Below are 26,712 nucleotides of genomic sequence, written 5' to 3' on the forward strand. Positions count from 1 at the left end.
GCCGCCGACCCGGCCGATGCCGTCAGCTCTCGCCGGCTCGCCCACACCTTGAGTCTCCTTCGGAAACCGATTGAGTCTCCATTAGAGACTCACTGTGCGGTAAGGTCATGTCATGGTCAGGGAGCTGCGTGAGCAGGACATCCAGTGCTCGATCGCCCAGGCGGCATCCGTCATCGGCGACTGGTGGAGCCTGCTGATCGTGCGCGAGGTGACGCGCGGGCACCGCCGCTTCGACGACCTGCTGCGCGAGCTCGGCATCTCACGGAAGGTGCTGACCGAGCGGCTGAAGCATCTGGTGGACCACGGGGTGCTGGCTCGGGAGCCGTATCAGGCGCGGCCGGTGCGGCACGAGTACGTGCTGACGGAGACGGGGTGGGCGCTGGCGCCGACGCTGATCAGCATGCAGGACTGGGCCGATCGGTGGTTGCTGGGGGACGGGTCCGTGACGGGGGCTCCCCGGGCCGGAGGGACGGAGATCTCGCGCGTACAGGCTGTCCTCGGCACGAAGGTGCCCACCCCGCTCGCCCTGCCCACCGGCTCGCCCAACCCCGCGCAGCTCAACGTGGTCGCCGGCTCACCCCGCCCCGCCCAGCTCGACGTGGTCGCCGACGCGAATGCCACGATCCTGTTCGCCTATCCCTCGACCGGCCCGGCCACCTCCCTGCCGCCGGACTGGGACCAGGTGCCTGGAACCGTCGGATGCACGCTGGAGAACCGGCTGTTCCGTGACCGGCATCCCGAGCTCGCCGGCGCCGGTGTCGCGGTTCACGGCGTCAGCACGCAACGCCCGGACCAGCAGGCCGCCTTCGCCGCCGCGGAGTCGATCCCGTTCCCCCTGCTCTCCGACATGGACCTGCGCCTGGCAGCGGCTCTGCGGCTGCCGACGTTCCGAGCCGGTCAGGACCTGAAGCTCAAGCGCCTGATCCTGGTGATCGACCGCTCCCGGATCATCCGCCACGTCATCTTCCCGGTGCTGGACATCCCCGCAGCCATCACCGAAGCCACCGACGCGGCCCGCACTCTCGCCTGACCCTCACCCCGGCCCTCCCCCGCCCCACCCCTCCGCACTGCCTTGGCCCTCGCCCCTTCCTCCCGTCCCGCACCCTGGTCCCACGCACCCGCGCCCGCGCTCCTCCATGCGCCCTCACCCCCCGCAGGGCATTCACCCACCACCCTGCGCACCGTCACCCCTTGCCGCCCGGGCGCCCTCAGCCTTGGCTTCCCGCCGGCTCTTCGCCAGACAAAAAGCGCAACCCAGCCGCCCGAGGTTTTCCACAGGCCGACCACCCCTTTCACCGCTTATCCACAGAACGCCGTTCCAGTCCTCGCCCGCCACCCCTCATCCCAGATCCTGAGTGCCTCCGAATCCCACCGAGGTCCGGACGTGAATCCAGCCCACTCTGACCACACCCACCCGGAGGCCCACCATGAAGATCACAATCCCCCTCCCCCGCACCATGACCACCCAGTTCATCGTCGCGATGGAGCAAGCCCCCTTCGACGTCGAGTCATTCGTCCCGTGGCGCGTCGGCGGCCCCTTCAAACGTGCCGCCATCACCTCAGCAGCCCAAGGCACACTCGAGGTGACCCTCCACCCGACCCCGTGGAAACCGACGGCCACCACCTTCACGGACGACGAGAGACGCCGCCTCCGCCGTACGAAACAACACGTCATCGTGTCCACCACCGCACCCCCGCACAGGCTCCCCACCACCGTGCAGGTGGCCCGCGCCTCAGCCAGGGCCCTGGCCAGGGAGAGCGACGGCCTCCTGATCGACCCGCTGACCGACTCGACCATCCTCACGTGCGGCAGATGCGCGGGCGAGCCCACCCACTTCCGCCTGGACGACGACTGGCTCTCCTGGGACGTCCAGGTCCACGACGCCGCCACCTGCCCACCTTGGGACCCGTCCGACATGGGGGCGTGCGACTGCCTGCGCGTCACGTCGCGGGGCCTGCGCCGCTTCGCCCTCCCGGAGATCACCCTGGACGGCGCCGCCTGCGCCCACAACCTGTGCGCCACCAACCTCCTGCGCACGGTCGCCAACCGCCTGCTGACCGACCACCTCTCCTACCTCGCCACGCACCCGGCGGCCACCGACCGCAAGATCGACGACTTCCTCCACATCCAGCCCGCCGACCAGCCCGACGGCGGCTTCCCCTTCGGCGTCCGCCTGACCCCGTACGACGCGGACACGGGAGAGCTGGGCCGCACCGGCAGCATCCGCCGCCTGAAGGTCGGCCCGGCCCCCGGCACTGGCCAGATCACCTGCCTCAAGGTCGGCCCGCCCTCAGGGTTCACCGGCTCGCTGAACGACTGGCTCTGCGCCACCCAGGCCGCCCACCACGCCGCCCTGACCTCGATCGACGTCGGCGCCCCAGAGCCGGCACGAGTCCTCGCGGCATGATCCGGGCCGCCCCGCACCAGCGGCCCACCTCCCCCGCCGAGGAGCACCGCTTCCACGCGCGCCGAGGCGAACCACCTCCACCCCGTGGAGGCGAACCACCTCCACCCCGCCGACGCGAACCACCTCCACCCGCCGACGCGAACCACCTCCACCCCGCCGATGCGAACCGCCACCACCCCGCCGAGGCGCCGCATCCACCCAAGCCAGAGCAGCGAGCGAGCTGCTCACTCAGCAGAAGGGCGACAGATCGCCATGGACTGCGCGGGCAGCCGCAGCCCCTCCCCATCCGCCGACACCGGCTCGTCCGAGGCCAGCAGCACCGTCCCGGGCGACAAGGGCAAGGTCACCGACTCCTGCGAGAAGTTGACCGTCACCGCCAGCTTCCCCCGCCACACCAGCAGCCACTTGCCCAGCGGGTCCATCTCCACCCGCACCCGGTCCAGCCGCGGGTCCGACAGCTCGGGCAGCGCCTTGCGCAGCGCGATCAGGTCGCGGTACCAGCACAGCAGCGACCAGTGCGCCTCCTCCTTCACCTCGCTCCAGTCCAGCTTCGAGCGCAGGAACGTCTCCTCGTCCGAAGGGTTGGGCGCCTCCCACACGTACCCGAACCCGTCGAACTCCCGCTCCCTCCGCACCCCCTCGCTGTTGCGCAGCTCAGGCTCGACATGATCGGAGAAGAACAGGAACGGCGTACGCGCCCCCCACTCCTCCCCCATGAACAGCATGGGCGTGAACGGCGAGGTCAGGAGCAGTCCCGCGCCGAGCTTGAGCGCCGGGATCGGCAGGCGGTCGCCCGCGGGCCGGTTGCCGATCTGGTCGTGGTTCTGCAGGCAGGCCACCAGCCGGTGCCCCGGCACGCCCGCGAACGAGCTGCCGTGCGCTCGGGCCCGGAAGCTGGAGTGCGTCCCGTCGTGCACGACCCCGTGCGTGAGCACCTTGGCCAGGGCGGAGAGCTGGGCGAAGTCCTGGTAGTAGCCGTGGCTCTCGCCGCTGACGGCGCAGTGCAGGGCATGGTGAACGTCGTCGTCCCACTGCGCGGTCATGCCGAGCCCGCCGGCGTCGAGCGAGCGCACCATGCGCGGGTCGTTGAGGTCGGACTCGGCGATCAGCGAGAGCGGCCGGCCGACGGAGCAGGCCAGCGCGTCCACCTCCTCCGACAGCTCGGCCAGCAGATGCCTGGCGCGCCTGTCGTGCAGCGCGTGCACGGCGTCCAGCCGCAGCCCGTCGATGTGGAAGTCGCGCAGCCACTGCAGCGCGTTGCCGATGAAGTAGCGCCGCACCTCATCGGAGTCCGGCCCGTCCAGATTGACCGCTTCACCCCAATAGCTGCCGTCGAAGCCGGAGAAGTACGGCCCGAACGGCCGCAGGAAGTTCCCCGAAGGGCCGAGATGGTTGTAGACCACGTCCAGGATGACCCCGATCCCGGCCCGGTGGCAGGCGTCCACGAACGACTTGAGCCCGTCGGGTCCCCCGTACGTCTCGTTCACCGCGTAGAGATCCACGCCGTCGTAGCCCCAGTTGCGCCCGCCCGGCACCGGCGCGACCGGCATGACCTCCACGAAGTCGACGCAGAGCTCCACCAGGTGCGGCAGCTTCTCGATGGCCGAGGCGAACGTCCCCTCCGGGGTGAACGTCCCGATGTGCAGCTCGTAGATCACGGCTCCACGCAGGTCGCGACCCTTCCAGTCGTGGTCGGACCAGGTGAAGCGGGCGTGCTCGTACACCGCGCTCTGCCCGAAGATGCCCTCCGGCTGCCGCCGGGTGCGGGGGTCGGGGTACGGTCCGTCGCCGTCCACCACGAAGCCGTACCGGGTGCCGTGTTCGGCTCCCTCCACCTCCACCGACCACCAGCCCCCTACGCGGGGGGACATCGCCCGGCGACCGCCCAGGACGTCCACTTCGACCGCCGTGGCCTTCGGTGCCCAGACCTCAAAGATCATGTCTCTCCAGGAGTGAGACCGGATACTGACCGAGCAGGTGGGCGAGCGGGACGCGCCCGGTGAACGAGGCGCCGGTGAGCAGGTCCCGCCAGGTGCCCGCGGGCAACGTCAACGTGGTGGCGCCCCACCCGCCCTCGGCGGCCAGGCGCACGGGCAGCCGGGTGGCGACCACGACCGCCCGCGGCCGCACCCCAGCCTCAGCAACAGCCCGCGCCCGCTCCTCGGCTACGCCCTGCAGCTGGTGCTCGCCGGCGGCCTGCTCCGGCTGCCCCGCGCCTGCACGCACATCGTGCTCGCCAGAGGCTCGGTTCGGCTGTCCCGTATCGGCACGCGCGCCATGCTCGCCAGAGGCCCGGGCCGGCTGCCCCGTATCGGCACGGGCGCCGTGCTCGCCCGCAGGCGGCGCTCCGTCCCCGGCGTCGGCTCGCATATGGTGCTTGCCGGCGGGCGGCGGCCCGTATCCGGCATCGATCCGCACCCCGTCCTCATCGGCCCGCCGCGGCCGGTACCCGTCGGCAGGCTGCGCTCGGTGCCCGGCATCGACCCGCGCCGGCTGCGGGGCGCCGTCCCGCACAGCAGCACCGGCCCTGGGATCGGCATCCGCAGCACCGGCCCCGCGATCGGCATCCGCAGCGCCGGCCCCGCGATCAGCGTCCGCAGCAGCACTGGCCCCGGAGTCCGCGCCCAGGGCGGCGGTGGCGCGAACCCCGGGCCCGCCATCCGACTCCCCCCGGACCTGCCCATCGCCTCCCGCAGCAGCGCGGGCCCCGAAGTCGCCGTCCGCCTCGCCCCGCCCCCAGGCGTCAGACTCGGGGGCCGCACCAGCCCAGACGTCGGCGGTTTCGGGCCAAGGGGTGAGGTTCGTGGCGGTGTCGGTGGCGGCGCGGGCGAAGGCGATCACGTGGTCCGCGCGCGCCCCCTCCGCGTGCAGCGGCAGGTACGCCGCCGCGCCCCCCAGCCGCCGGCGCAGGCGCAGGGCCTGCGTGGTGACCAGGAGTTTGGCCGAGTCCCATGAGGTCTCGGGCTTGCGCGGGAACGTCACCGGCCGCCGGTTGTCCGGATCGACCAGGGAGAAGTCGGTCGTCTCGTTCCCCTGGTACACGTCCGGCACCCCCGGCATCATCAGCTGCACCAGCTTGGCCCCGAGGGAGTTGGACATGGCGTACGGATCGACGCGCTCGGTGAAGCCGCCGATCGGGAGGCGGACGGCGGCCTCGGCGAAGGCGCGCAGGCGGCGCTCGTAGTCGGGGTCCGGGTTCACCCAGGAGATGGCGGTCTTGGCTTCGCGGGCGGCCTTGAGGAGGAAGTCGGTGAAGCGTTCGGCGGAGATGGGCCAGGCGGCCATGAGGTTCTGCCAGGCCAGGTAGTCGAGGTGCGGGTCGAAGCTGACCTGCGCCGACCACTCGGCCACGGCCGCCGCCCACTCGCCGGGCATCTCCGACAGCACCGACAGCCGGGCCCGCACGTCCTCGGACCGCTTGGTGTCGTGGGTGGACAGCGTGGTCATCGTGTACGGGGGCAGGTCGGCGCAGAACTCGTGAAACTCCTCCACCGGCACGCCGAACACGTCCGGCTCCCCGCCGACCTCGTTCAGGCAGGCCAGCGGGAACCACCGGTAGAGCGCCGTGTCCTCCACCCCCTTGGCCATGACGGGCCCGCACGCCTGCTGGAAGCGCACGATCGCCTCGGCGGAGCCGTACAGGACCTCCTGGACCAGGGGGCGGACGGCGGGTGAGCAGGAGGCGGCGGCCAGTTCGACGGTCTCGACCGCCAGGGGCGGCGGCGGCTCGCCCGGCACCACGTACGCGCGGTAGACCGGCATGGCGGCGAGCAGCTCGCGTACGGCGGCGGGGTCGCAGGAGGTGACCTTGGCCAGGCGATCCACCTCGGCGCCGAAGAACAGGTCGAGCACCTCCTGCTTGGCCTGCGCCATCACCGGGCGGTACTCGGCGGGCTGCCCGGTCAGCTCGGTGAACAGCCGGATGAGCGGCTGCTTGCCGGCGGGATCGACGAACAGGCCGTTGACGCGGTTGAGCACCTCGTAGCCGGTGGTGCCGTCGCAGGCCCAGTCGTCGGGCAGCCGCTCCGGGCCGATGAGGATCTTCTCGACGACGGTCCAGGCGCTGCCGGCGCGGGCGCGCAGGCGTTCGAGGTAGCCGCGCGGGTCGGCCAGGCCGTCGGGGTGGTCGACGCGCAGCCCGTCCACCAGCCCTTCGTCGAGCAGCCAGAAGATCACCTCGTGCGTGGCGAACAGCACGGACGGGTCCTCGACGCGCAGCCCGATCAGCGACGACACGTCGAAGAAGCGCCGGTAGCCGGGCCCCTCGCGCCAGTCGACGAGCCGGTAGTGGCCGGGGTGCGGGAAGGCGTGCTCGTGGTAGCGCAGCACGTCACCGTCCACGACCGGCGGGGTGTCGTCGCCCAGCACGGGCAGCGCGACCTTGCCGTCCACCCAGTCGATGTCGAACCAGGAGGCGTACGGCGAGGCGGGCCCCTCCTTCAGCACCGACCAGAACTGGGCGTTCACGGTGTTCATGTGGTTCGGCACGATGTCCACCACGATGCCGAGGTCCTGCGCGGCCAGCTGCTGCGCCATCTCCCTGAACCCGGTGGCGCCGCCGAACTCCTCCCTGATCCTGGAGTGGTCGGTGACGTCGTACCCGTGCCGCGACTCGGGCGTGGCCTGCAGGATCGGCGAGAGGTAGACGTGACTCACGCCGAGGTCGCGCAGGTAGCCGGCGATCTCGGCCACCTGGGCGAAGCCGAAGTCGGGGGTGAGCTGCACCCGGTAGGTGGAAGCGGGCCTGGGCGGGTTCGGCGGGCTAGACACGGCGGAGCACCCGCACGCTGCGGCCCGGCACCGCGATCGCGTCGCCCGCCTTCACCATCCGGACGTCCAGCCTGATCGGCATGGCCGTGTCGATCTCCGTATGCCACATCTCGCCATAGTCCTTGGGGATCGTGAACTTGATCGTGTCGTAGTGGGCGTTGAACAGCAGCAGGAAGGAGTCGTCCCTGATGGTCCGGCCGCGCCGGTCGGGCTCGGTGATGGCGTCGCCGTTCAGGAAGACGGCCAGGGACTTGGCGTATCCGACCGTCCAGTCGCCGTCGGTCATCTCCTCCCCTGACGGGGTGAGCCACGCGATGTCGCGCAGCCCGCGTACCGGTTTGCCGTAGAAGAACCGGCGGCGCCGGAACACCGGATGTCTCTTGCGCAGCTCGGCCAGGCTCTGGGTGAACTCGAGCAGCAGCCAGTTCTCCCTGACGTCCGACCAGTCGACCCAGGTCAGCTCGTTGTCCTGGCAGTAGCCGTTGTTGTTGCCGCGCTGGGTGCGGCCCAGCTCGTCGCCGTGCGAGAGCATCGGCACGCCCTGCGACAGGAACAGCGTGGTGAGGAAGTTGCGTTTCTGCTGCTCGCGCAGCGATTCGACGGCGATGCCCGCGGGGCCTTCCTCGCCGCAGTTCCACGACCTGTTGTCGTCGGTGCCGTCGCGGTTGCCCTCCTTGTTCGCCTCGTTGTGCTTGTTGTTGTACGAGACGAGGTCCTGCAGGGTGAAGCCGTCGTGGCAGGTCACGAAGTTGATCGAGGCGGCGGGGCGGCGGCTGTCGTCCTTGTACAGGTCGCTCGACCCGGTGAACCGGGAGCCGAACTCCGGCAGCGTGGCCGCCTGCCCGCGCCACAGGTCGCGGATCGTGTCGCGGTATCGCCCGTTCCACTCCGTCCACCGGGACGGGAAGTTGCCCACCTGGTATCCGCCCGGGCCCACGTCCCACGGCTCGGCGATGAGCTTGACCTGCGACAGCACGGGGTCCTGCTGCACCAGGTCGAAGAAGGCGCTCAGCCGGTCCACCTCGTGCAGCTCCCGCGCCAGCGTCGAGGCCAGGTCGAACCTGAACCCGTCGACGTGCATCTCGATGACCCAGTAGCGGAGCGAGTCCATGATCATCTGAAGGACGTGCGGCGAGCGCATGAGCAGGCTGTTTCCGGTGCCCGTGGTGTCCACGTAGTACCGCTTGTCGTTCTCGACCAGCCGGTAGTAGTTGAGGTTGTCGATCCCCCGGAACCCCAGCGTCGGCCCCAGGTGGTTGCCCTCGGCGGTGTGGTTGTAGACGACGTCGAGGATGACCTCGATGCCCGCCTCGTGCAGCGAGCGCACCATCGCCTTGAACTCCAGCACCTGCCCGCCGCGCTGCCCCTGGCTGGAGTAGCGGTTGTGCGGGGCGAAGAACCCGATCGAGTTGTAGCCCCAGTAGTTCGACAGCCCGCGCTGCTCCAGGATGTGATCGGTGACGAACTGGTGGACCGGCATCAGCTCCAGCGCCGTCACCCCGAGCCTGGTGAGGTGGTCGAGGATCTCGGGGTGGCCGAGGGCGGCGTACGTGCCGCGCAGGTGCTTGGGGATCTTGGGGTGGCTGATCGTGAGCCCCCGCACGTGCGCCTCGTAGATCACGGTGTCGTGGTACGGCGTCGCGGGCGGCCGGTCGTGCCCCCAGCCGAAGAACGGATTGATCACCACGGAGCGCGGCACGTACGGGGCCGAGTCGCGATCGTTCTTGACGTCCGGGGAGCCGAACCGGTAGCCGTAGACCGCCTCGTTCCAGTTGACGCCGCCCTCGATGGCCATGGCGTACGGGTCGAGCAGCAGCTTGTTGGGGTTGCAGCGCATGCCGCGCGCCGGGTCGTACGGCCCGTGGACGCGGTAGCCGTACCGCTGCCCCGGCCCGATGCCCGGCAGGTAACCGTGCCAGATGAACCCGTCCACCTCGCTCAGCTGCACCCGCGACTCGACGTTGTCCTCGTCGAACAGGCACAGCTCGACCTGGTCGGCGACCTCGGTGTAGAGCGAGAAGTTGGTGCCGGCGCCGTCGTAGGTCGCCCCGAGTGGATAGGGGTCTCCCGGCCAGATCTCGATCATCGAGGCTCCCTTGCGGTCTCTCCCCATGTTCCGTTCCCCCGCTCTACCGGACAACCCCGGGCCTCACTAGATCACTCTGTTCCTTCCCACGCTCGCGGTGTCATTACTCCGGGTTGCTTCGCACGAGGTCAAAAGGGGTGGGCCGCCCCGACGGCGCGGTATCGGAGGCGGCCCACCAACCCAGCATCCCCCGGACGTCAAGCGGGCGAGCCGGTTTCAGCGTCCCTTCTGGGGCAATGTGCCGACCCCATGGGTGGTTTCAAACAGTTCTTACTCCGTGGCAACATCGTCGAGCTCGCCGTCGCCGTGATCGTCGGCGCCACGTTCAGCGGCCTCGTCCAGGCCTTCGTACGCGATCTGGTCACCCCGCTGATCGGCGCGGTCACCGGCGGCCGTCAGCCGAACTTCGCCGAGTACTCCTTCACCGTCAACGGCAGCGAGTTCAAGTACGGCGACTTCCTCAACCACCTGATCACCTTCCTGATCATCTCGGCCATCGTCTACTGGCTGGTCGTGGCCCCGATGACCCGGCTGATCAGCCTCCTCGACCGGAACAAGTCGGCCGCGACCAAGCAGTGTCCCGAGTGCCTGTCCGACATCCCGACCGAGGCCCGCCGGTGCATGTACTGCACGGTGGAGCTGGTGCCGGATTCGGAAAAACCCAGGCCATGACGCGCGACGGCGGCACCGGTCCGTCAAGATGGACCGATGAGCGTTGAGTTGATGGTCTGGGACGAGCCGGTGCCGATCAGCAGGGACCAGGCGCGCGCGACGTACCTGGCGGTCAAGCGGACCGCGCCTGGCGCCGGCGTCGAGCCCGACGTGGCCAAGGAGCTGCCGGGGGAGGTCACGCTCTATCCGGGGCACGTGCTGGTGAGCATGGATCTGGACACGATGGACGAGATGTCGGCGCAGGTGTTCACGGTCGCGCGGGCGCACGGGCTGGTGTGTTACGACCCTCAGCGGGATCTGGTGCACAACGTGGCGCCGCTCGGGGTGTACGAGGGCATGCAGCTGCACACCGGGGACGGGATGGTGGTCAACGATCCCGACCTCGGGCTGGTCCATGACGTGCTGGGGACGATGTCCGCCCAGAACCCGTTCGTGGCGCTGGTGAACTTCGGGCAGCACTTCTTGCAGGTCTCGCCCGGGTTCGAGCTGGAGTACAAGGAGGGGGCGCTGGTCCGGGCGATGGTGGCGGAGCTGGCGGAGGTGCGGCAGGCGTTCAACGAGTACGCGACGGGGGATCGGGCGTTTCTCAACCGGTACGAGTGGGCTCAGCCGTAGATCGCGGGGCGGGAGCCGAGGCGCCACGATGCCCAGCGTTGCGCCCCTGGCCGGGAGATACGGCAGGATCGGGGCGTATGAGAACCCTGTACCCGCCCATCGAGCCGTACGAGTCGGGCCTGCTCGACGTCGGTGACGGCAACCAGATCTACTACGAGGTCTGCGGCAACCCCGACGGCAAGCCCGCCGTCATGATCCACGGCGGCCCCGGAGGCGGGTGCAGTGCCAAGCACCGCCGCCAGTGGAACCCCGAGCTCTACCGCATCGTCCTGTTCGACCAGCGCAACTGCGGCCGGAGCCTGCCGCACGCCGCCGACCCGGCGACCGACCTCACCGCCAACACCACCTGGCACCTGGTGGCCGACATGGAAAGGCTGCGCGAGCACCTCGGCATCGAGCGCTGGCAGGTGTTCGGGGGGTCGTGGGGCAGCGCGCTGGCCCTGTCGTACGCGCAGACGCACCCCGGCAGGACGAGCGAGCTCGTGCTGCGCGGGATCTTCCTGCTGCGGCCGCAGGAGCTGCGCTGGTTCTACCAGGAGGGCGCCTCCTACCTGTTCCCCGACCTGTGGGAGCGTTACGTGGCTCCGATCCCCGAGGCGGAGCGGGGGGATCTGATCGCCGCGTTCGGCAGGAGGCTGGAGGGGGCGGACGACGAGGCCAGGCTGGCGGCGGCCAAGGCGTGGTCGCAGTGGGAGGGCGGCACGGTGACGCTGCTGCCCGATCCGGCGCTGGTGGCGGAGTTCGGCGAGGACAAGCATGCCGTCTGCTTCGCCAGGATCGAGAACCACTACTTCCGCCACGGCGGCTGGTTCGAGCCGGCCGACCAGCTCCTCAGGGGCATCGACAGGATCAGGCACATCCCGGCGGTGATCGTGCAGGGCCGTTACGACTCCTGCACGCCCATGGCCACGGCCTGGGACCTGCACAAGGCGTGGCCCGAGGCCGAGTTCCACGTGGTCCACGACGCCGGGCACGCCTACTCGGAGCCGGGAGTCCTGGATCGGCTCATCGAGGCGACCGACCGGTTCGCGGGCGGTTCCGCGACGTAGCCTCCGGGGCCCGGCCGCGGGGCGGCTCCGCCGCCGGACCGGCCGGCCGGCCAGGCGCCCGGCTGCGGGGCGGGGTCCCCCTTGCCGCCGAGCAGGCGGGCGCGGGCGAGCCGTACCGCGGGGGTGACCGCCCCCACCAGCAACAGCGTGAACAGCGGGGCGAGCGCCACGCCCAGCAGGAAGCCCGCGGCCACGTCGTGCGGGTAGTGCACCCCGACGAACACCCGCGAGAACGCCATGACGGCGGCCAGCGGGAACACCGCCCAGGCCAGGCCGCGCCAGACCAGCACGAGCGTGGCCGCCGCGCCCGCCGCGATGACCGAGTGGTTGCTGGGGAAGGACCAGTCGCCCAGGGGCGGGCAGGCGGCGATGGTCGCCACGCCGCCCCGGCACGGCCGGTCCTCCCTGACGAGCAGCTTGACGACCTCGCTCACCACGTACGCGCCCACGATCCCCGCGGGCCCGGCGATCACGAGCGCCAGGTCACGCGCGGGCCCTCGCCACGCCCGCACGGCGGCCACCACGAACAGCGCCGCGAAGAGGAATAACCCGGCGTCGGTGCCGACCTCGGCGAAGGTGTGCAGCCATGCGGGGGTGGTGAGCGAGAAGCCGACGATGTCCTGGTACACGCGTGTCCAATCCGTGAACGATCAATGGACACGACCTTACGGACTGAACGCGTGACATGCCTCGACCAAACGGCCGAAAACCACCTCTGACTTAAGTAAGGAGCCGGCGGGCCAGCGCCGCGTACCTGGTCTCCAGCTCGCCGCGGGTGATCAGGCCGCGATCGAACGCCTCGGTGGTGGCGTCGCGCTCGGCGACGTAGTACGCGGCCATGATCTCGCTGCGCAGCGGGGTGAACCCGCGCTCCACGCAGTCGGAGAAGATGGACACCTTCCGCTCCACGGCGTCCGAGGCCACCGTGCACGCCAGGTCCCGCTCCCTGAGCTGCTGAACCGCTTCACGGAGGGTGACGGGACCGAGGGACCCGTTGAACCGGGTTTCAAGGGTGATCTTCACTTTCTTTGCGCCTCCGCAGGTTTGCAACGTTCGCAGGAAGGCCGCGTATTCCCAGTTCAGAGCGGGTAAGAGGGCAATCGTGATCGGAGCGCACGTGATCGTCGGATACGCGAACGACGCGGGCGGGAGAGACGCTCTCGCCCTCGGTTCCGCGATCACCCGTGTCACCGGAGGGGAGCTCACGGTCGCCGTGATCTACCCGCCGGGCAGCCCGGGGCTGGCGGTCGAGGCGCAGGCCAACCTGGCCCACGCGGCCGAGGAGCTGGGGCCGGTGCCCGCCGAGTACATCACGTACGAGAGCAGGGGCACGGGGCGCGGCCTGTCGGTGCTGGCGAGCAGGATCAGGGCCGACCTGATCGTGGTCGGCTCGGCGGCCGGCGGCCGGCACGGCCGCATCACGATCGGCAGCACCGCCGACCACCTGCTGCACCTGTCGTCCGAGGCGGTCATGCTGGCGCCCGCCCAGTACGTGCCGCCCGCCGAGCCCGCCCGCCTCACGCTGGCGTACGTGCACCGGCCCCAGTGCGACGCGGCCGTCGGCCAGGTGGCGCAGGCGGCGCTGCGGCTGGGCGTGCCGCTCCGGCTGATCACCCTCGACCTGCGCACCGAGAACCAGGGCAAGCTCAGGGACGACCTGGCGCTGGCCGTCCGGCTGGCCTGGGAGCAGACCGGGATCGAGGCGGAGTCGGAGGTGGCCGAGGGCCACGACGTGACGGCCGCGCTGGCGGACGTGGAGTGGCTGCCGGGCGAGCTGCTGGTGTGCGCGGCGAGCGAGGACGCCCAGCCGCACCGGGTGTTCCTCGGCGAGCTGGCCATGAAGGTGCTGCGCGCCTCCGCCTGCCCGGTCACCGTGCTGCCGAGGGGTTTCTCCTAGGCTTGCGGGTGTGTTCCTGGCGCGGGTGATCGTGGTGGCGGTGCTGGCCGCGTTGTCCAGCGTGTACGTGCTGGCGGGCGCGGGCGGCGCGGTGCTCGTGTTCGCGGTGCAGTGCCTGTACACGCTCTGGGCCAGGAAGTGGTGGCTGCTGGCCGCGCAGGCCGGGCTCGTCTACTGGGTGACGCTGGGGACCGGCTCGTCGGTGGTCGTGCTGGGCTTCCTGGCGGGCTCGCTGCTGGTGACGCGGCTGTGGGCGGTGGCGCCCGGGGTGGTGTTCAGCGCGGTCGTGATCGCGTACGCCCGGGGCGGCGACGTCGTCACGACGCTCGACCTGGCGATCACCACGATGCTGATGACCTTGATCGTGCCCGGGCTCATCCGGCTGGTGGAACGCGTGGACGAGCTGCACGCCACCCGCCGGGCGCTGGCCGCGGCGGCGGTGGGCGAGGAGCGGCTGCGCATCGCGGCCGAGCTGAGCGACGGCCTGGGGCGCGGGCTGGCGACGATCATGGCCGGGGTGCGCCGGGCCGTGCGGGGCTCCGGCGCCGAGGAGCTGGGCGAGGTGGTGAGCGCGGCACGGCGGTCGCTGACTGACGCGCGGGCGGCGGCGGCCGGCTACCGCGCGATGTCACTGACTCCCGAGCTGACCACGGCCAGGGGCATGCTGGCGGCGGCGGGGATGAGCGTGGAGGTGCGTGCCGGGCACGCCGAGCCGCTGGGCCCCGCCGGGGCGCTGCTCGCGACCGTGCTGCGCGAGGCCGTCACCGACGTCGTACGCCGCGGCACGGCCCGCCTCTGCGTGATCGAGACCGTGGAGCGGTCCGGCACGGTGACCCTGCGCGTCACCGACGACGGCCGCCGCACCGCCGAGGACGACGCGCTGGGCGACCTCGCCGCCCAGGTCACAGCCGCCGGCGGCAGGCTGGCCGGCAGCCTGTCGAACCAGGGCCGCCACACGGTCGAGGCCACCCTGCCCGCCCCGCAACGCGAGCAGGAGCGCGAGCCCGCCGACCTGTCCGTGCTCCTCCTGGCCGCCGTGCTGGCCGGCTTCAGCCTCAAGGCCCTGCTCCAGATCCCCGCGAACCTCCTCCTGCCCGCCACCGCGCTCCTGGCCGCCATCGTGGTCATGCAGCTCAGGTCCGTCACGGGCCGGCACATGACGGCGCTGAGCGTGATGGCGGTGCTGGCGTTCGCGCCGATCCCGCTGTTCGGCCCGATCTGGCTGGGCACGGGCGGCTTCCTGGCGGGCCCGGTGCTGCTGGCCTTCCGCCCGCGTACGGCCTGGCCGCTGGTCGCCGCGATCATCGCCGCGACGGCCGCCGTCGCCGCGTCCTACGGCCTGCCCTTCCCCGCGGCGGCGAACGTCACCGTGAGCAACCTCGTCACCGGCCTGGTCGTCTACAGCCTGCTGCGCCTGGCCGGGCTGGCGAAGGAACTGCAGGCGGCCAGGGAGGGCCTGGCCCGCTCGGCCGTCGTCGAGGAGCGCCTGCGCGCCGCCCGCGACCTGCACGACCTGCTCGGCCACAACCTGGCCGCGATCCTGCTCAAGTGCGAGCTGGCCCGCCGCCTCCCGCCGGAGCGGGCGCGGGCGGAGCTGGCGGACGTGCTGGAGATGGCCGAGCGGGCCGAGCACGACCTGCGCTCGGTCTCGGGCGAGCAGCTCGACCTCTCGCTCGCCGCCGAAACGGAGTCGGCCGCGTCCGTCCTGCGCGCGGCGCGCGTCGAGGTGAGCGCCGACCTGGCGCACCCGCCGCTGCCCGCCGAGGTCGAGACCGTGCTCAGCGCCGTGCTGCGCGAGGCCGTCACGAACGTCCTGCGCCACAGCACCGCCCGCCACTGCGTGATCGGCACGGCCACCGAGGGCGACCGGGTACGCCTGACCGTGCGCAACGACGGCGCCCGCACCGCCGAGGCCCGGCGCGGCTCGTCGGGCCTGGGCAACCTGACGACCCGCCTGGCGGCGCTGGACGGCCGGCTCACGACCGGCGTCGAGGACGGCTGGTTCCAGCTCGACGCGACGGCGCCGCTGGTCCCCGCCACGGCTCCGCCGGTCCCCGCCACCGCGAGCCGGATCCGCCCCGCCTCGGTGACGCGCTGAAGCCGACCCGCCTCGGTGGCGCGCCGGATCCGCCCCCGCCTCGATGACGCGCTAGATCCAGCCCGCCTCGGTGGCGAGGCGGACCGCGTCGGTGCGGTTGCGCGCGTTCAGCTTGGCCACGATGGCCGTCAGGTAGTTGCGCACGGTCCCGGCCGTCAGGTGCAGCCGCGCCGCGATCTCGGGCGCGTCCAGGCCGTCGGCGACCAGCCGCAGCACGTCGGCCTCGCGCGGCGTGAGCGGGTTGTCGGCCAGGTCCCACGCCGTGATGGCCAGCGACGGGTCCAGCACCCGCTTGCCCCCCGCGACGTCGCGGATCGCGGCGACCAGTTCCTCGGGCGGCGCCGTCTTCAGCATGAACCCGCCCACCTGCGCCGCCAGCGCCCGCTTGAGGTGCGCGGGCTTGCCGTGCCCGGTGAGCATGAGCGTGCGGCACGACGGCACGCGGGCGCTGATCCGCGCGGCGGCGTCCAGGCCGTCGAGCTCGCCGGGCATGTCGATGTCCAGGACGGCCACGTCGGGCAGCTCCACGGCGGCCGAGGCGACGGCGGCGGCGCCGGAGTCGACGGCGGCGACCACCTCCAGGTCCGGCTCCAGCCCGAGCAGCGCCGAGAGCGCGCCCCTGATGACCGCCTGATCCTCGGCCAGAAGTATGCGAATCACGCAGACATTGTCCACCAGTGTCCGGATCGTGATGACGTCATGGGCGATCGGTGACGGCCTCTCTGGGGCGCGTACTCGCTGGTCGGCACGCTGGAAGACATGACAGAGGCAGTGCGGCTGGACGCCGTGAGCAAGGTGTACGGCAAGGGGCAGGGCGCGGTGGCGGCCCTGCGGGAGGTGTCGGTCGGCATCCCGCGCGGCTCGTTCACCGCCGTGATGGGACCGTCGGGGTCGGGCAAGAGCACGTTCCTGCACTGCGCGGCGGGGCTGGACGTGCCGTCGTCCGGCTCGGTGCGGCTCGGCGGCACCGAGCTGGCCGGGATGGGCGAGACGGAGCTGACCGAGCTGCGCAGGCAGCGGGTCGGCTTCGTGTTCCAGGCGTTCAACCTGGTCCCGGCGCTCGACGTGGTCGAGAACGTCACCCTCCCCCTCCGCCTGTCCGGCGCCCGGGCGCCGCACGGCCTGCTGGAGGACATCCTGCGCAGGGTGGGCCTGGAGGGCCGCGCCGGGCACCGTCCCGCGCAGCTCTCGGGCGGGCAGCAGCAGCGGGTGGCCATCGCCAGGGCGCTGATCACCGGCCCCGAGGTGGTGTTCGGCGACGAGCCGACCGGCGCGCTGGACACCATGACGGCCAGGGACGTGCTGCGGCTGCTGCGCGAGGTGGTGGACGGCATGGGCCAGACCGTGGTGATGGTCACGCACGACCCGCTGGCCGCCTCGTACGCCGACACCGTGCTGTTCCTGGCCGACGGCCGGATCGTGGACTCGATGAGCGACCCGGCCGCCGAGAAGGTGGCCGAGCGGATGACCAGGCTGGGGGCGTGGAAGTGATCGGCTTGGCGTGGAAGACGTTGCGCGACCGCAAGGGCGCGTTCGCGGGGGCGTTCGTGGCGCTGCTGTGCGCCGCCGCGCTGGTGTGCGCGTGCCTGATGCTGCTGGAGACCGGGCTGCGCGGCTCGGTCTCGCCCGAGCGGTACGCGGGCGCGCCCGTGATCGTGGCCGCCGACCAGTACGTGCGGGAGACCGTCGCCAAGGGCGACGGCGAGACCAAGACGAAGGCCAAGCCGCTGGCCGAGCGCGCCTGGCTGCCCGAGTCGGTCGTCGGGACGCTGCGGCGCACGCCCGGCGTGTCGAAGGTGGTGGCCGAGGTGACGTTCCCGTTCGGCCCGTACACGGGTCATGGCTGGGAGTCGGCCGCGCTCACCCCGTTCACGATCGAGCGGGGGCGCGAGCCGCGCGCCTCCGGCGAGATCGTGGTGGACGCCCGCGCCGGTCTGGAGGTGGGGGCACGGCTGCGCGGGTACCGCGTCGTGGGCGTCACCGCGCAGGCCCTGCCGAGCCAGGCCACCGTGTTCTTCAGCACCGCGCAGGCCCGCCGCCTGGCCGGGCACCCCGGCATGGTCAGCGCCGCCGGCGTCTTCCCCGCCGTCGCGCGGGCGCCGCAGGGGGCCGTGCTGTACGCCGGGGACGAGCGCGGCCGGCTGGAGTTCCTGGACGCGGAGCAGGCCAGGGTCAAGCTGATCAGCATGGGCGGTGCGCTGGCCGGGACGTCGCTGATCGTGGCCGTCCTCGTCGTGGTGGGCACGTTCGCGCTGTCGATCCAGCAACGCCAGCGCGAGCTCGCGCTGCTGCGGGCGGTGGCCGCCACGCCACGCCAGATCCGCCGGCTGGTGGGCGGTCAGGCGCTGGTGGTGGGCGTGCTGGCGGGGGTGCCGGGGGCCGCTGCGGGCGTCGGGCTGGGCCTGTGGCTGCACTCGGTCTTCGTGGCGCTCGGCGCGACCCCGGCGAACCTGTCTCTGGTCGTCAGCCCGTTCCCGCCGCTGGCCGCGCTGCTCGCCACCGTCGCCGCCGCCTGGGCCGCGGCCCGGGTCTCCGCCCGCCGCCTGGCCAGGATCCGCCCGGTGGAGGCGCTCGGGGAGGCGGCGCTCGACGACGGGCGGCTGCCCCGGTGGCGGCTGGTGGCGGGGCCGGTGCTGGTGGCGGGGGCCGTGACGCTCACCCTGGTGCTGTCGGGGCTGGACACGGAGGCCGCCGCCACGCCGGTGACCATGCTGACCGCGCTGCTCTGGACGGTCGCCGTGTCGGTGCTGGGGCCGCTGCTGGCCAGGTCCGTCCGGCTGCTCCCGCTGCCGTGGGCCGGGGCGAGCGGTTTCCTGGCCGCCAGGAACCTGCGCGCCACCCCCAAGGCGCTGGCCTCCGTGCTGTCGCCGCTCACCCTGATGGTGGCGATGACCTGCACGATCCTGTTCGCCCAGACCACGATGGGCGCCGCCGCCGAGAAGCAGGCCGCCGCCGGCACCCGCGCGGACCACGTGCTGCCCGGCGCCTCCGCCGAGGAGATCCGGCGGGTTCCCGGCGTGCAGGCCGTCACGCAGGTGCTGCGCACCTCGGTCCGGTTCGGCCTGGACAAGTACCCGGCCCAGGCCGTCACCTACGACCCGCGCACGATGGACCTGGGGGTCGTCGCCGGCACGATGGACGGCTTCGGCGCCGGCTCGGTGGCGCTCAGCGGCACCGCCGCCGCCCGCCTCTCCCTCTCGCCGGGGGACCGGGCCAGGCTCACGCTCGGCGACGGCACCCCGGCCACGCTGAAGGTGGCCGCCGTCTACTCCCGCGGCCTCGGCTTCGGCGACGTGACGCTGCCGTACGAGCTGGTACAAGGCCACGTGGACGACCCGTCGGGCACCCTCCTGGTCGCGGCCCCCGGGGTCGCCCTGCCGGCCGCGGCGCCCGAGGCGGCCCCGACCGGCTCCGCCGATCCGCAGGTCACCTTGGTGGCGCTCGGCCTGATCATCGCCTTCACCGCCATCGCCGTGGTCAACACCCTGGCCATGGCCACCTCGGGCCGGGCCAGGGAGCTGGCCGTGCTGCGCCTGGCGGGCACCACCCGGCGTCAGGTCCTGCGCATGCTCCGCCTGGAGACGCTCTGCGCCGTGCTGGCCTCCGCGGTGACGGGCACGGCGGTGGCGCTGGTGACGCTGTCGGCGTTCGGGGCGGGGATGACGGGATCGGCGGTGCCGTACGTGCCGCCGGTGACGTACGTGCTGGTGATCGCCGCGGCGACGGCCCTGGCTCTGCTGTCCACGTCCCTCCCCGCCCGCCTGGCCCTCAGGACCCGCCCGGCGGAGGCGGTGTCATCGGCCTGAGAGGACCCTTTCGTACAGTTCCAGGTACCGATCGGCCATCACCGACGGCGAGAAGCGGCGGCGGGCCTCCTGGCGGCACTCCTCGGGGTCGATCTCGTCCACCCGGAGCACCCACTCCGCCAGCTCCTCCTCGGTGTCGGCCAGGAAGCCGGTGCGGCCGTGGTCGATGATCTCCGGCAGGCAGCCGCGCCGCAGGCCGACCGGCGGGACGCCGAGCGCCAGGGCCTCCACGACGGCCGTGCCGCCCGGCTCGTCCCACTGGATCGGGAAGAGGGCGGCGCGGGCCGAGGCGTACAGCCGGTCCCTGTCGGGGCCGCCGACGGCGCCGACCCACCGGACCAGGTCGCCGTCGAGGTAGCGGGACACCTGGTCGAGGTGGTAGCGCACGTCCGGGTGGCTGTGCAGCGGGTGGTAGGGGTTCTGGGCCACGACGTCCAGCTCGGCGGGCGTGTTGCGGCCGCTCACCGGGCCGGCCAGGACCAGCGGGAGCCCGAGCTTCTGGCAGATCCTGGCCGCCACGTGCTGGCCCTTGAGCCCGCAGATGCGGCCCATCACCACCAGGTGCTCGCCCTGGTCCGCGCGCGGGGCGTGGTCGGCGAGCGGGGTGGCGAGGTGGACGGCGCCGAGCGAGGCGGCGCGCAGGGCTTCGGGGGCGCGGGCGACCTGCGACTCCGAGACGCCGTTGACCGCGATCGAGGCCGGGAACGCGCCGTAGAAGGCGGGATGTTTGTGCAGGTCCCAGTGAAGGGTGTGGAGGACGGGCGGGCCGCCGAGCGCCGAGAGCACCGCGGGGCCCACCACCTCGACGTGGTCGTGCACGAGGTCGATGTCGTCGCGCCGGCGCAGCTCGGACACCACCCGGGCCAGGTGGGCGTGGGTGATGCCCATGACCTGGTTGTACGGTTTCTGCAGCTCGGTGAACTGCTCGTCCTCGTACACGCTGATCAGCTCGTCCACCTCGAGCGTGCTGGACCCTACGGAGGCCAGCACCACCTGCACGCCGCGCGAGCGCAGCGCCGGCACCAGCGTGGCCACCACGTTCTCGATCCCGCCGTAGCCGGCGGGCGGAACCGTGAGCCACGGCCCCGCGTTCACCAGGACTTTCATGCCAGATCCTCCTCCAGTACGAGGGAGGCGAGCGGAGGTCGCTCCGCCACGGCCACGTCCACCAGGTCGGCGTGCCCGTCGAGCCCGAACTGCAGGAGCGTGTGCGCCGGAGGCTCCGACGCGAGCACGCGGCCCTGCCGTTCCAGGCGCGACCAGGCGGTGAGCATGATCTGCCCGGCCATGCGGCCGAGCGCGGGGATCGACTGGTGCGTGTGCGTGCGGTGCCCCAGGTCCACCTGGGCCATGGCGTCCAGCCCGACGAGGTGGAGCAGGTCGACGAGGAGCCCGAACTCCACGCCGTACTCGGTGACGAAGGGCACCTGTTCGAGCACCTCGCGCCGGGCGGCGTACTCGCCGCCGAGCGGCTGGGCGAAGCCGGCCAGTTCTGGCCAGAACATATTGAGCAGCGGCCTGGCCACCAGCTCGGTCACGCGCCCGCCGCCGCCCTGCTGGGCGACACCGTCCGAGCCGATGTACGGCCGTTCGTAGGTTGCCTTGACGAAGTGGGTGTCGGCGTCGGCCAGCAGCGGGCCGACCAGGCCCGACACGTAGTGCGCGCCGAAGCTGCGCAGGTCGCTGTCGATGTAGACGACGATGTCCCCCTTGGAGGCGGCAAGCCCTTTCCACAGGGCCTCGCCCTTGCCTGTGAGGGGTGGGAGGTGGGAGAGAACCTCGCCCTGCGCCACCACGCGGGCGCCCGCCTCGCGGGCCCGCTGGGCGGTGGCGTCGGTCGAGTTGGAGTCGACGACGAGGACTTCGTCGACGAGTGGCGTGTGCTCGACGAGGTCGCGGCGGATCGCGGCGACGATGTCGCCCACCGTGCTCTCCTCGTCACGTGCGGGAAGGACCACGCTGACCGTGGTGTCTCCCTTGGCCATCATTAAGGCGTCCACCGGCCACTCTGCTGCGGTGCTCGAGTGCGGGCCGTACCACTCCTGGACCCTGGCCAAGGCTCGCATATCTGTCTCCATGCATCAGCCCCGATCTCATGAGGTCACGACTTCTGCCCGGTCTATAGGCACTTGAACATGTTTGTTTGATTCGGCCTAGACGTGGCATATGCCGGGTTGTGTCCCCAATGACCCGTGTCGGCATCATAGGTGCCGGAAATGTCGCCGCTCGTCATGCTGACGTCCTGTCCGGATTCCCCGATGTCACGATCGCTGGGATCGCCGACACCGATTCCCGCAGGGCCGAGGCGCTGGCCTCGAAGCACGGCTCCCCCGCCTACGGCGGCCATGCCGACCTGCTCAGCGCCGGCGGTCTTGACGCTGTCTACGTCTGTGTGCCTCCTTTCGCGCACGGTAACCCGGAACAAGATGTTCTGTCGTGCAATCTCCCGATTTTCGTGGAAAAACCCCTTTCGCTAGACCTCAAAACCGCAGAATCCATCGCGTCCGAAATCGCGCGGAGATCTCTGCCCTCGGCCGTCGGCCACCACTGGCGTTACCTGGACATCGTCCAGCAGGCCCGCGACCTGCTCTCCGGCCGTCCGGTGCAGCTTGCGCTCGGCCACTGGCTGGACAAGGTGCCGCCGGTCGCGTGGTGGCTGGACCCGAACATGTCCGGCGGCCAGATCGTGGAACAGGCGGTCCACGTCCTGGACCTGGCCCGGCTGCTGGTGGGCGAGGTGTCCATGGTGCACGTGGTGCCCGCGGAGAACGCCGTGGACGGCGAGGTGGACCGGGCCACGGCCGCGGTGCTGCGCTTCTCCGGCGGGGCCGCCGGGCTGCTGGCCACCTCCTGCCTGCTCGCCCACAAGCACCGGGTGGGGCTGGAGGTGTGCGCCGACGGGATCGCGCTGGAGCTCAGCGAGACCAGGCTCCTCGTGGACGGCCAGCGCGTGATCGAGGACGACGGCCAGGCCAAGGTGCGGGTGGACCGCGAGTTCATCAACACCGTGCAGGGCAAGCAGGCCGATGTCCGCGTACCGTACGAGGAGGCGCTGCGGACCCACCGCCTGGCGCTCGCACTCGCCCGATCCGCCGTCGAACGGAGGCCGGTGACGCTCGATGATGACCAGTAACGTTCTCAGCATCGACGAGCCGGGCGAGGTCTGCCTGGTCGAGGAGAAGCTGCCCGACGTGCCCGAGGGCGGGTTCCTGGTGGAGACCGTCTACAGCGGGGTCTCGGCCGGCACCGAGCTGACCTTCGTCAAGGGCACCAACCCCTACCTCACCTCGACGTGGGACCCCTCGCTCGGGTTGTTCCTGGAGGGCTCGCCGTCGGTGGCGTACCCGGTGCGCGGCATCGGGTACATGCAGGTCGGCAGGGTGGCCGAGACGCGGACGCGGGCCGTGCGCGAGGGCGCGCTGGTCGCGATGTGTTACGGGCACCGCACGGCGTACGTGGCCGACCCGATGACGGACCGGTTCGTGGAGCTGCCGGGCGACCTCGATCCCCTGCTCGGCATCTACGTCGCCCACATGGGCCCCATCTGCGCCAACGGCCTGCTGCACGCGGCGCACGACCTGCACGGCCCGGCCGTGCGCGACCTCGGCGACGGCGTGCGCGGGCGGCGCGTCGTGGTGGTGGGCGCGGGCGTGGTCGGGCTGCTGACGGCCCTGTTCGCCATCTCCGGCGGCGCGGCCGAGGTCGTCGTCGTGGACGAGACCCCGGCCAGGCTGGAGATCGCCGCGGCGCTCGGCGCCGAGGTGCTGGCCGCCGACGACGACCCGGCCGTCGTGCTCAAGCGCCGCTGGCGGCACGCCCCGAACGACCGCGGCGCGGACGTGGTCTTCCAGTGCCGTGGCCGGCCCAGGGCGCTGGCGCTCGGGCTACGGCTCCTGCGCCCCCAGGGCACGCTGGTGGACCTGGCCTTCTACACCGACGGCGCCGACGAGGTCCGGCTCGGCGAGGAGTTCCACCACAACGGGCTGACCCTGCGCTGCGCCCAGATCGGCCGGGTGCCGCGCGGCCTGGCCCACGCCTGGGACAGGGAGCGGCTCTCGCACGAGACCATCACCCTGCTCAGGCAGCACGGCGGCCCGCTACGCGAGCACGTGATCACTGATGTCGTCGGCTTTTCTGATGCGCCCCGGCTCCTGACCGGACTCGCGGCGCGCCGGCTTCAGACCGTTCAGGCTGTGCTCCGCGACGATGTCCAGGATGAGGGCGGCTGACCAGCTGAAGTCCCGGCAGCCGTGACCGCGCAGCGTGAGCGGGTTGAAGTACTCGCGGAAGCCCGACAGGCTCACCGCCCGCATCATCGCGTCCGCGAGCATCCTGGCCAGGTCGGGGCGGCGCTCCCGCAGCCCCTGCCAGACCAGCCAGCTCACGTTGACCCAGCTCGGGCCGCGCCAGTAGCGGGCCGGGTCGAACTCGGGCGCGTCCAGGGCGTAGCTGGGCAGCGGCATGTCGGTCAGCCCGAACCGGGAGATCGCCGTCCCGATCAGCGCGTCGGCGACCTCGGGCGGCAGGCCCGGCAGCATGAGCGGCGTCAGCCCCGCCACGCTGCTGGAGTGGATCAGGGCGCCGCTGTGCACGTCGCGCGCCTGGAAGAGCTTGCCGTCGAAGAGGTGCGTCACCATGGCCTTGGTGATCGCCTCGGCCTCGCGCCGGTGCGGCTCCGGGTCCAGGCCGAGCTCCGCGGCGATGGTGGCCAGCGTCGACTCCGCCACGCCGTAGGCGGCGTTGAACAGCGGATCCTCGACCTGGAACGCGCCAGGCTCGCGGTAGCCGGACTCGCGGTAGGCCTGGGCGAGCTCGACGTACTGGACGTAGTCGCGGTCGGTGGGCCGCTCGTCGGCGCTGACCGTCTGCAGGTCCCTGCGGACGAACCCGGTCGCGCTCGCCTGCACGGCCGCCAGCGGCAGGTCCCAGGCCGGGCTGTTGTCCATGCCCGACTCCCAGGGGTGCACGATCGAGATCAGCCCCTCGGCGGAGCGGCGCTGCTGACGCAGGAACTCCTGCTGCGCGACCAGCCGGGGATAGATCCGGCGCAGGAACGCCGGGTCGGGCTCGGCCTGGTGCGTCTTCCAGGCGGCCAGCGCGTGCACCGGGGGCTGGACGATGCCGGAGGTCCGCGCCCCGGAGGGCGCGGACGTCCGCCAGAAGTCGGAGCTGGGGAAGTAGGCGTCCTCCGGCACCCGCGGGTTGAAGACGATGTGCGGCACCCGGCCGTCGTACCACTGGGCCCCGAACAGGCTCAGCAGCTCCGTCCTGGCCCTGCGGGGCGACCAGCGGGCGTTGCCGATCGCGATGAACGCGGAGTCCCAGCTCCACTGGTGGGGGTAGAGGCGACGGGAGGGAACCGTGTAACTGCCGTCCCAGTTGCTGACCAGGACGCGCACGGCGTCGCGGAGGATCATAGATACTTCCTCACGAATGCTGCGGTTTGGGGAAGAACGATCTCGGGCTCGCCGCGGAGCCGGCATTCCAGGGCGAGGTAACCGTCGAAGCCGACGGCGTCGAGCGTGGCGAGCTGCGCGCCCCAGTCGAGGTGCCCGGTGCCCGGCTGGTTCCTGTTCGACTCGCTGATCTGCATGTGCGCGATGTACGGGGCCGCGTCGATCAGCGCGCGGCAGGGGTCGTCCTCCTCGATGTTCATGTGGTAGGTGTCGCCGACGATCCTGATGGAGTCCATGGCGCAGTAGGAGACGGCCTCGGCCAGCGTGTTGACCATGTGGTTCTCGTACCGGTTGAGCGGCTCCAGCATGATCAGCACGCCGTTGCGGTGCGCGTGCTCGCCGAGGATGCCCAGCGCCTCGGCCAGCACCTCGCGGTCCTCCTCGGGGCTGCGCGGCGGCTCGAACGGCGGCAGTCGGCGGGAGAACTGCCCCCAGGAGGCGGGCGTCATGACGCCGATGCCGCCCAGCTCGGCGATGACCGTGAGCTGGGAGCGGAGCTGCTGGATGGCGTCCTTGCGCTTGGCGGGGTCGAAGTCGCCGATGAAGTGCGGCATGTCCACGCACACCGTCGGCATCTCCACGCCGTCGGCCCGTGCCCGCTTGAGCTCCGTCAGGCGGCCCGCGAAGTGGAAGTCGCCCTTGCCGCGCAGCTCGATGGCGTCGAAGCCGGCATCGAGGGCGAACGCGAACTTCTCCTGCAGCGAGCGACCGGGCAGAAGCTGCTCCTGTACGGCGAGCTTCACTGTTTACTCCTCAAATTGGAAGACGAGCTGGAGGACCTCGGACTGGTGCTTGTCGAGCAGGTCGAAGGCCTCGGCAGCCCGGTCGACGGGCATGACGTGGGTGACGAGCTCGCGGGCGTCGACCTCTCCGCGGTGCACGAGCTCCATGAACGTGCGCTGCAGCCGCTCGACGTCCCACCGGTGCGCCAGCCACGAGGCGACGCCGCCGATCTGGGAGGAGACGAGCTGGACCTGGTTGTGGTGGAACTCCTCGCCGAGCCGCAGCCCGATGCCGTCGCCCTGGTAGAAACCTGCGGCCACCACCCGGCCGCCCTTGCGGACGGTCCTGATCGCCTCGTGCAGGCCGAGGTGGCTGCCGCTGAGCTCGATGACGGTGTCGGCGCCCACCACGCGCTTGCGCATGAACTCGGCGACCGACCCGGAGGCCACGTCGAACGTCTCGGCCGCGCCGAACTTCCTGGCCAGCTCCAGCCGGTCGGGGATGGCGTCGGCGGCGACCACGCGGGCCCCGCTGAGCACGGCCAGCCGGGTGGCGAGCAGCCCGATGACGCCCTGGCCGAAGATCGCGATCTGGTCGCCCAGGTGCACGTCGGCGGCGTGCACGGCGTTGAGCGCGATGGCGCCCACCCGGGCGAAGACGCCGGTCAGGGCGTCGGCGCCGGGCGGCAGGACGTGGCCGACGAGCTTGTCCGCCGGGACGACGGCCTCGGCGCGGTGGCCCCAGATGCCCCACACCAGGCTGCCGACCGGCGGGTCGGCCACATCGGGCGCGGCCTCCACCACCTCGCCGACTTCCTGATAGCCCCAGCCGCTGAGTGGGTAGGCATGCGTCTGGCCCTCTACGAAGAGCCGACGCTCGATGTCCCACTTGCGGGTGAGATAGGGGTTGGTTCCGCGGTAGGCGGTCAGCTCGGTGCCCGCTGAGACTCCTGAATAGAGAGTGCGAACTCGCACTGTGCCCGGCTCAAGCTCGGCGGGCGACTCCAGGCTGACGCGGACATGGCCTGGCTCTTCGAAGGTGATGACGCGCATTCCCCACACTTACGCTTATTGATCAAACAAAAGTCGAAGATTTAGCGCTACCTTGCACACGATAGTTGCGCTCGTAACAC

The 26,712-nt window shown here is 71.7% G+C and carries 21 protein-coding genes and 1 pseudogene; 11 read left to right on the top strand and 11 right to left on the bottom strand.

All coding sequences use genetic code 11. The features are described from left to right. Positions 1–112 precede the first annotated feature (112 nt). The gene (locus tag ACBJ32_RS20005) at positions 113–1,030 is read left to right on the top strand and encodes a winged helix-turn-helix transcriptional regulator (protein ID WP_375127981.1); all 918 of its coding nucleotides are present in this window, start codon (positions 113–115) and stop codon (positions 1,028–1,030) included. A gap of 397 nt (positions 1,031–1,427) precedes the next feature. After that, a complete protein-coding gene (locus ACBJ32_RS20010; protein ID WP_375127982.1) occupies positions 1,428–2,408 on the top strand; it encodes a hypothetical protein in 981 nt (326 codons plus the stop codon). Between the two features lie 224 nt (positions 2,409–2,632). On the opposite strand, the gene treZ is transcribed toward ACBJ32_RS20010, so the two are convergent. The 3 genes from treZ to glgX are packed head-to-tail and all read right to left on the bottom strand — an operon-like array spanning position 2,633 to position 9,264. Continuing rightward, complete coding sequence (treZ, locus tag ACBJ32_RS20015; RefSeq protein WP_375127983.1) at positions 2,633–4,348, bottom strand: malto-oligosyltrehalose trehalohydrolase; 1,716 nt, start codon at positions 4,346–4,348, stop codon at positions 2,633–2,635. Beyond that, positions 4,338–7,178 carry a malto-oligosyltrehalose synthase gene (treY, locus tag ACBJ32_RS20020; protein WP_375127984.1) on the bottom strand — a complete coding sequence of 947 codons (2,841 nt, stop codon included), beginning with the start codon at positions 7,176–7,178 and terminating at the stop codon, positions 4,338–4,340. The genes treZ and treY overlap by 11 nt, the downstream gene beginning before the upstream one ends. Beyond that, the gene (gene glgX, locus ACBJ32_RS20025) at positions 7,171–9,264 is read right to left on the bottom strand and encodes a glycogen debranching protein GlgX (RefSeq protein WP_357875867.1); all 2,094 of its coding nucleotides are present in this window, start codon (positions 9,262–9,264) and stop codon (positions 7,171–7,173) included. Before glgX ends, treY begins: the two co-directional genes overlap by 8 nt. Positions 9,265–9,513: 249 nt before the next feature. On the opposite strand from glgX, the gene mscL reads away from it, so the two are divergent. From mscL to pip, 3 genes are all read left to right on the top strand, one after another. Further along, the gene (mscL, locus tag ACBJ32_RS20030) at positions 9,514–9,936 is read left to right on the top strand and encodes a large conductance mechanosensitive channel protein MscL (protein WP_357875869.1); all 423 of its coding nucleotides are present in this window, start codon (positions 9,514–9,516) and stop codon (positions 9,934–9,936) included. Positions 9,937–9,972: 36 nt separating this feature from the next. Then, entirely contained in the window at positions 9,973–10,551 is a 579-nt protein-coding gene (locus ACBJ32_RS20035; RefSeq protein WP_375127985.1) for a hypothetical protein, read from the top strand. A gap of 77 nt (positions 10,552–10,628) precedes the next feature. Beyond that, on the top strand, positions 10,629–11,600 hold the full coding sequence (gene pip, locus ACBJ32_RS20040; protein ID WP_357875873.1) for a prolyl aminopeptidase: 972 nt from the start codon (positions 10,629–10,631) through the stop codon (positions 11,598–11,600). On the opposite strand, the gene ACBJ32_RS20045 is transcribed toward pip, so the two are convergent. Together ACBJ32_RS20045 and ACBJ32_RS20050 are read right to left on the bottom strand one after the other, a co-directional pair. After that, positions 11,528–12,229 carry a phosphatase PAP2 family protein gene (locus ACBJ32_RS20045; RefSeq protein ID WP_375127986.1) on the bottom strand — a complete coding sequence of 234 codons (702 nt, stop codon included), beginning with the start codon at positions 12,227–12,229 and terminating at the stop codon, positions 11,528–11,530. The genes pip and ACBJ32_RS20045 overlap by 73 nt on opposite strands. A gap of 91 nt (positions 12,230–12,320) precedes the next feature. After that, positions 12,321–12,623, bottom strand: a complete 303-nt coding sequence (locus tag ACBJ32_RS20050) for a hypothetical protein (protein ID WP_375127987.1) — start codon at positions 12,621–12,623, stop codon at positions 12,321–12,323. A gap of 79 nt (positions 12,624–12,702) precedes the next feature. On the opposite strand from ACBJ32_RS20050, the gene ACBJ32_RS20055 reads away from it, so the two are divergent. Both ACBJ32_RS20055 and ACBJ32_RS20060 read left to right on the top strand, forming a co-directional pair. Further along, entirely contained in the window at positions 12,703–13,497 is a 795-nt protein-coding gene (locus ACBJ32_RS20055; protein ID WP_375127988.1) for a universal stress protein, read from the top strand. 10 nt (positions 13,498–13,507) lie between these two features. Further along, a complete protein-coding gene (locus ACBJ32_RS20060) occupies positions 13,508–15,595 on the top strand; it encodes a sensor histidine kinase (RefSeq protein WP_375127989.1) in 2,088 nt (695 codons plus the stop codon). A 51-nt stretch (positions 15,596–15,646) separates the two neighbouring features. On the opposite strand, the gene ACBJ32_RS20065 is transcribed toward ACBJ32_RS20060, so the two are convergent. Continuing rightward, positions 15,647–16,255, bottom strand: a complete 609-nt coding sequence (locus ACBJ32_RS20065) for a DNA-binding response regulator (protein WP_375127990.1) — start codon at positions 16,253–16,255, stop codon at positions 15,647–15,649. Between the two features lie 99 nt (positions 16,256–16,354). Here ACBJ32_RS20065 and ACBJ32_RS20070 point away from each other — a divergent pair, with 99 nt between their 5' ends. Beyond that, positions 16,355–17,086, top strand: coding sequence for an ABC transporter ATP-binding protein (locus tag ACBJ32_RS20070; RefSeq protein WP_375127991.1), 732 nt, complete (start codon positions 16,355–16,357; stop codon positions 17,084–17,086). Then, positions 17,077–19,401, top strand: coding sequence for an FtsX-like permease family protein (locus tag ACBJ32_RS20075; protein WP_375127992.1), 2,325 nt, complete (start codon positions 17,077–17,079; stop codon positions 19,399–19,401). The genes ACBJ32_RS20070 and ACBJ32_RS20075 overlap by 10 nt, the downstream gene beginning before the upstream one ends. On the opposite strand, the gene ACBJ32_RS20080 is transcribed toward ACBJ32_RS20075, so the two are convergent. Together ACBJ32_RS20080 and ACBJ32_RS20085 are read right to left on the bottom strand one after the other, a co-directional pair. Further along, positions 19,390–20,508: a glycosyltransferase gene (locus tag ACBJ32_RS20080; RefSeq protein WP_357875889.1), complete on the bottom strand. Its 1,119-nt coding sequence runs from the start codon at positions 20,506–20,508 to the stop codon at positions 19,390–19,392. The two genes, ACBJ32_RS20075 and ACBJ32_RS20080, sit on opposite strands and share 12 nt — an antisense overlap. Then, on the bottom strand, positions 20,505–21,467 hold the full coding sequence (locus tag ACBJ32_RS20085) for a glucosyl-3-phosphoglycerate synthase (RefSeq protein WP_375127993.1): 963 nt from the start codon (positions 21,465–21,467) through the stop codon (positions 20,505–20,507). Before ACBJ32_RS20085 ends, ACBJ32_RS20080 begins: the two co-directional genes overlap by 4 nt. A gap of 119 nt (positions 21,468–21,586) precedes the next feature. Here ACBJ32_RS20085 and ACBJ32_RS20090 point away from each other — a divergent pair, with 119 nt between their 5' ends. Both ACBJ32_RS20090 and ACBJ32_RS20095 read left to right on the top strand, forming a co-directional pair. Beyond that, a complete protein-coding gene (locus ACBJ32_RS20090; protein WP_375127994.1) occupies positions 21,587–22,534 on the top strand; it encodes a Gfo/Idh/MocA family protein in 948 nt (315 codons plus the stop codon). Then, complete coding sequence (locus ACBJ32_RS20095) at positions 22,521–23,630, top strand: zinc-binding dehydrogenase (protein ID WP_375127995.1); 1,110 nt, start codon at positions 22,521–22,523, stop codon at positions 23,628–23,630. Before ACBJ32_RS20090 ends, ACBJ32_RS20095 begins: the two co-directional genes overlap by 14 nt. A gap of 9 nt (positions 23,631–23,639) precedes the next feature. Here the strand turns inward: ACBJ32_RS20095 and ACBJ32_RS20100 are convergent. From ACBJ32_RS20100 to ACBJ32_RS20110, 3 genes and pseudogenes are all read right to left on the bottom strand, one after another. Beyond that, positions 23,640–24,884 (bottom strand): annotated as a pseudogene (locus ACBJ32_RS20100) (hypothetical protein); the annotation flags it as partial. Next, positions 24,815–25,600 (bottom strand): sugar phosphate isomerase/epimerase family protein, encoded by a 786-nt coding sequence (locus tag ACBJ32_RS20105; protein ID WP_357875897.1) that lies wholly within the window; start codon positions 25,598–25,600, stop codon positions 24,815–24,817. The pseudogene ACBJ32_RS20100 and the gene ACBJ32_RS20105, both read right to left, overlap by 70 nt. 3 nt (positions 25,601–25,603) lie before the next feature. Continuing rightward, complete coding sequence (locus ACBJ32_RS20110) at positions 25,604–26,554, bottom strand: zinc-binding alcohol dehydrogenase (RefSeq protein WP_375127996.1); 951 nt, start codon at positions 26,552–26,554, stop codon at positions 25,604–25,606. Positions 26,555–26,712 lie beyond the last annotated feature (158 nt).

The sequence above is a fragment of the Nonomuraea sp. GTA35 genome, from assembly GCF_041950525.1.
Classification (GTDB): Bacteria; Actinomycetota; Actinomycetes; order Streptosporangiales; family Streptosporangiaceae; genus Nonomuraea.

Excerpts from the sequence above, each read along its gene's own strand:
- ACBJ32_RS20005 (WP_375127981.1), top strand. The coding sequence starts at position 113 with ATGGTCAGGGAGCTGCGTGAGCAGGACATCCAGTGCTCGATCGCCCAG.
- ACBJ32_RS20010 (WP_375127982.1), top strand. The coding sequence starts at position 1,428 with ATGAAGATCACAATCCCCCTCCCCCGCACCATGACCACCCAGTTCATC.
- treZ (WP_375127983.1), bottom strand. The coding sequence starts at position 4,348 with ATGATCTTTGAGGTCTGGGCACCGAAGGCCACGGCGGTCGAAGTGGAC.
- glgX (WP_357875867.1), bottom strand. The coding sequence starts at position 9,264 with ATGATCGAGATCTGGCCGGGAGACCCCTATCCACTCGGGGCGACCTAC.
- mscL (WP_357875869.1), top strand. The coding sequence starts at position 9,514 with ATGGGTGGTTTCAAACAGTTCTTACTCCGTGGCAACATCGTCGAGCTC.
- ACBJ32_RS20035 (WP_375127985.1), top strand. The coding sequence starts at position 9,973 with ATGAGCGTTGAGTTGATGGTCTGGGACGAGCCGGTGCCGATCAGCAGG.
- pip (WP_357875873.1), top strand. The coding sequence starts at position 10,629 with ATGAGAACCCTGTACCCGCCCATCGAGCCGTACGAGTCGGGCCTGCTC.
- ACBJ32_RS20070 (WP_375127991.1), top strand. The coding sequence starts at position 16,355 with ATGACAGAGGCAGTGCGGCTGGACGCCGTGAGCAAGGTGTACGGCAAG.
- ACBJ32_RS20080 (WP_357875889.1), bottom strand. The coding sequence starts at position 20,508 with ATGAAAGTCCTGGTGAACGCGGGGCCGTGGCTCACGGTTCCGCCCGCC.
- ACBJ32_RS20085 (WP_375127993.1), bottom strand. The coding sequence starts at position 21,467 with ATGCGAGCCTTGGCCAGGGTCCAGGAGTGGTACGGCCCGCACTCGAGC.
- ACBJ32_RS20090 (WP_375127994.1), top strand. The coding sequence starts at position 21,587 with ATGACCCGTGTCGGCATCATAGGTGCCGGAAATGTCGCCGCTCGTCAT.
- ACBJ32_RS20095 (WP_375127995.1), top strand. The coding sequence starts at position 22,521 with ATGATGACCAGTAACGTTCTCAGCATCGACGAGCCGGGCGAGGTCTGC.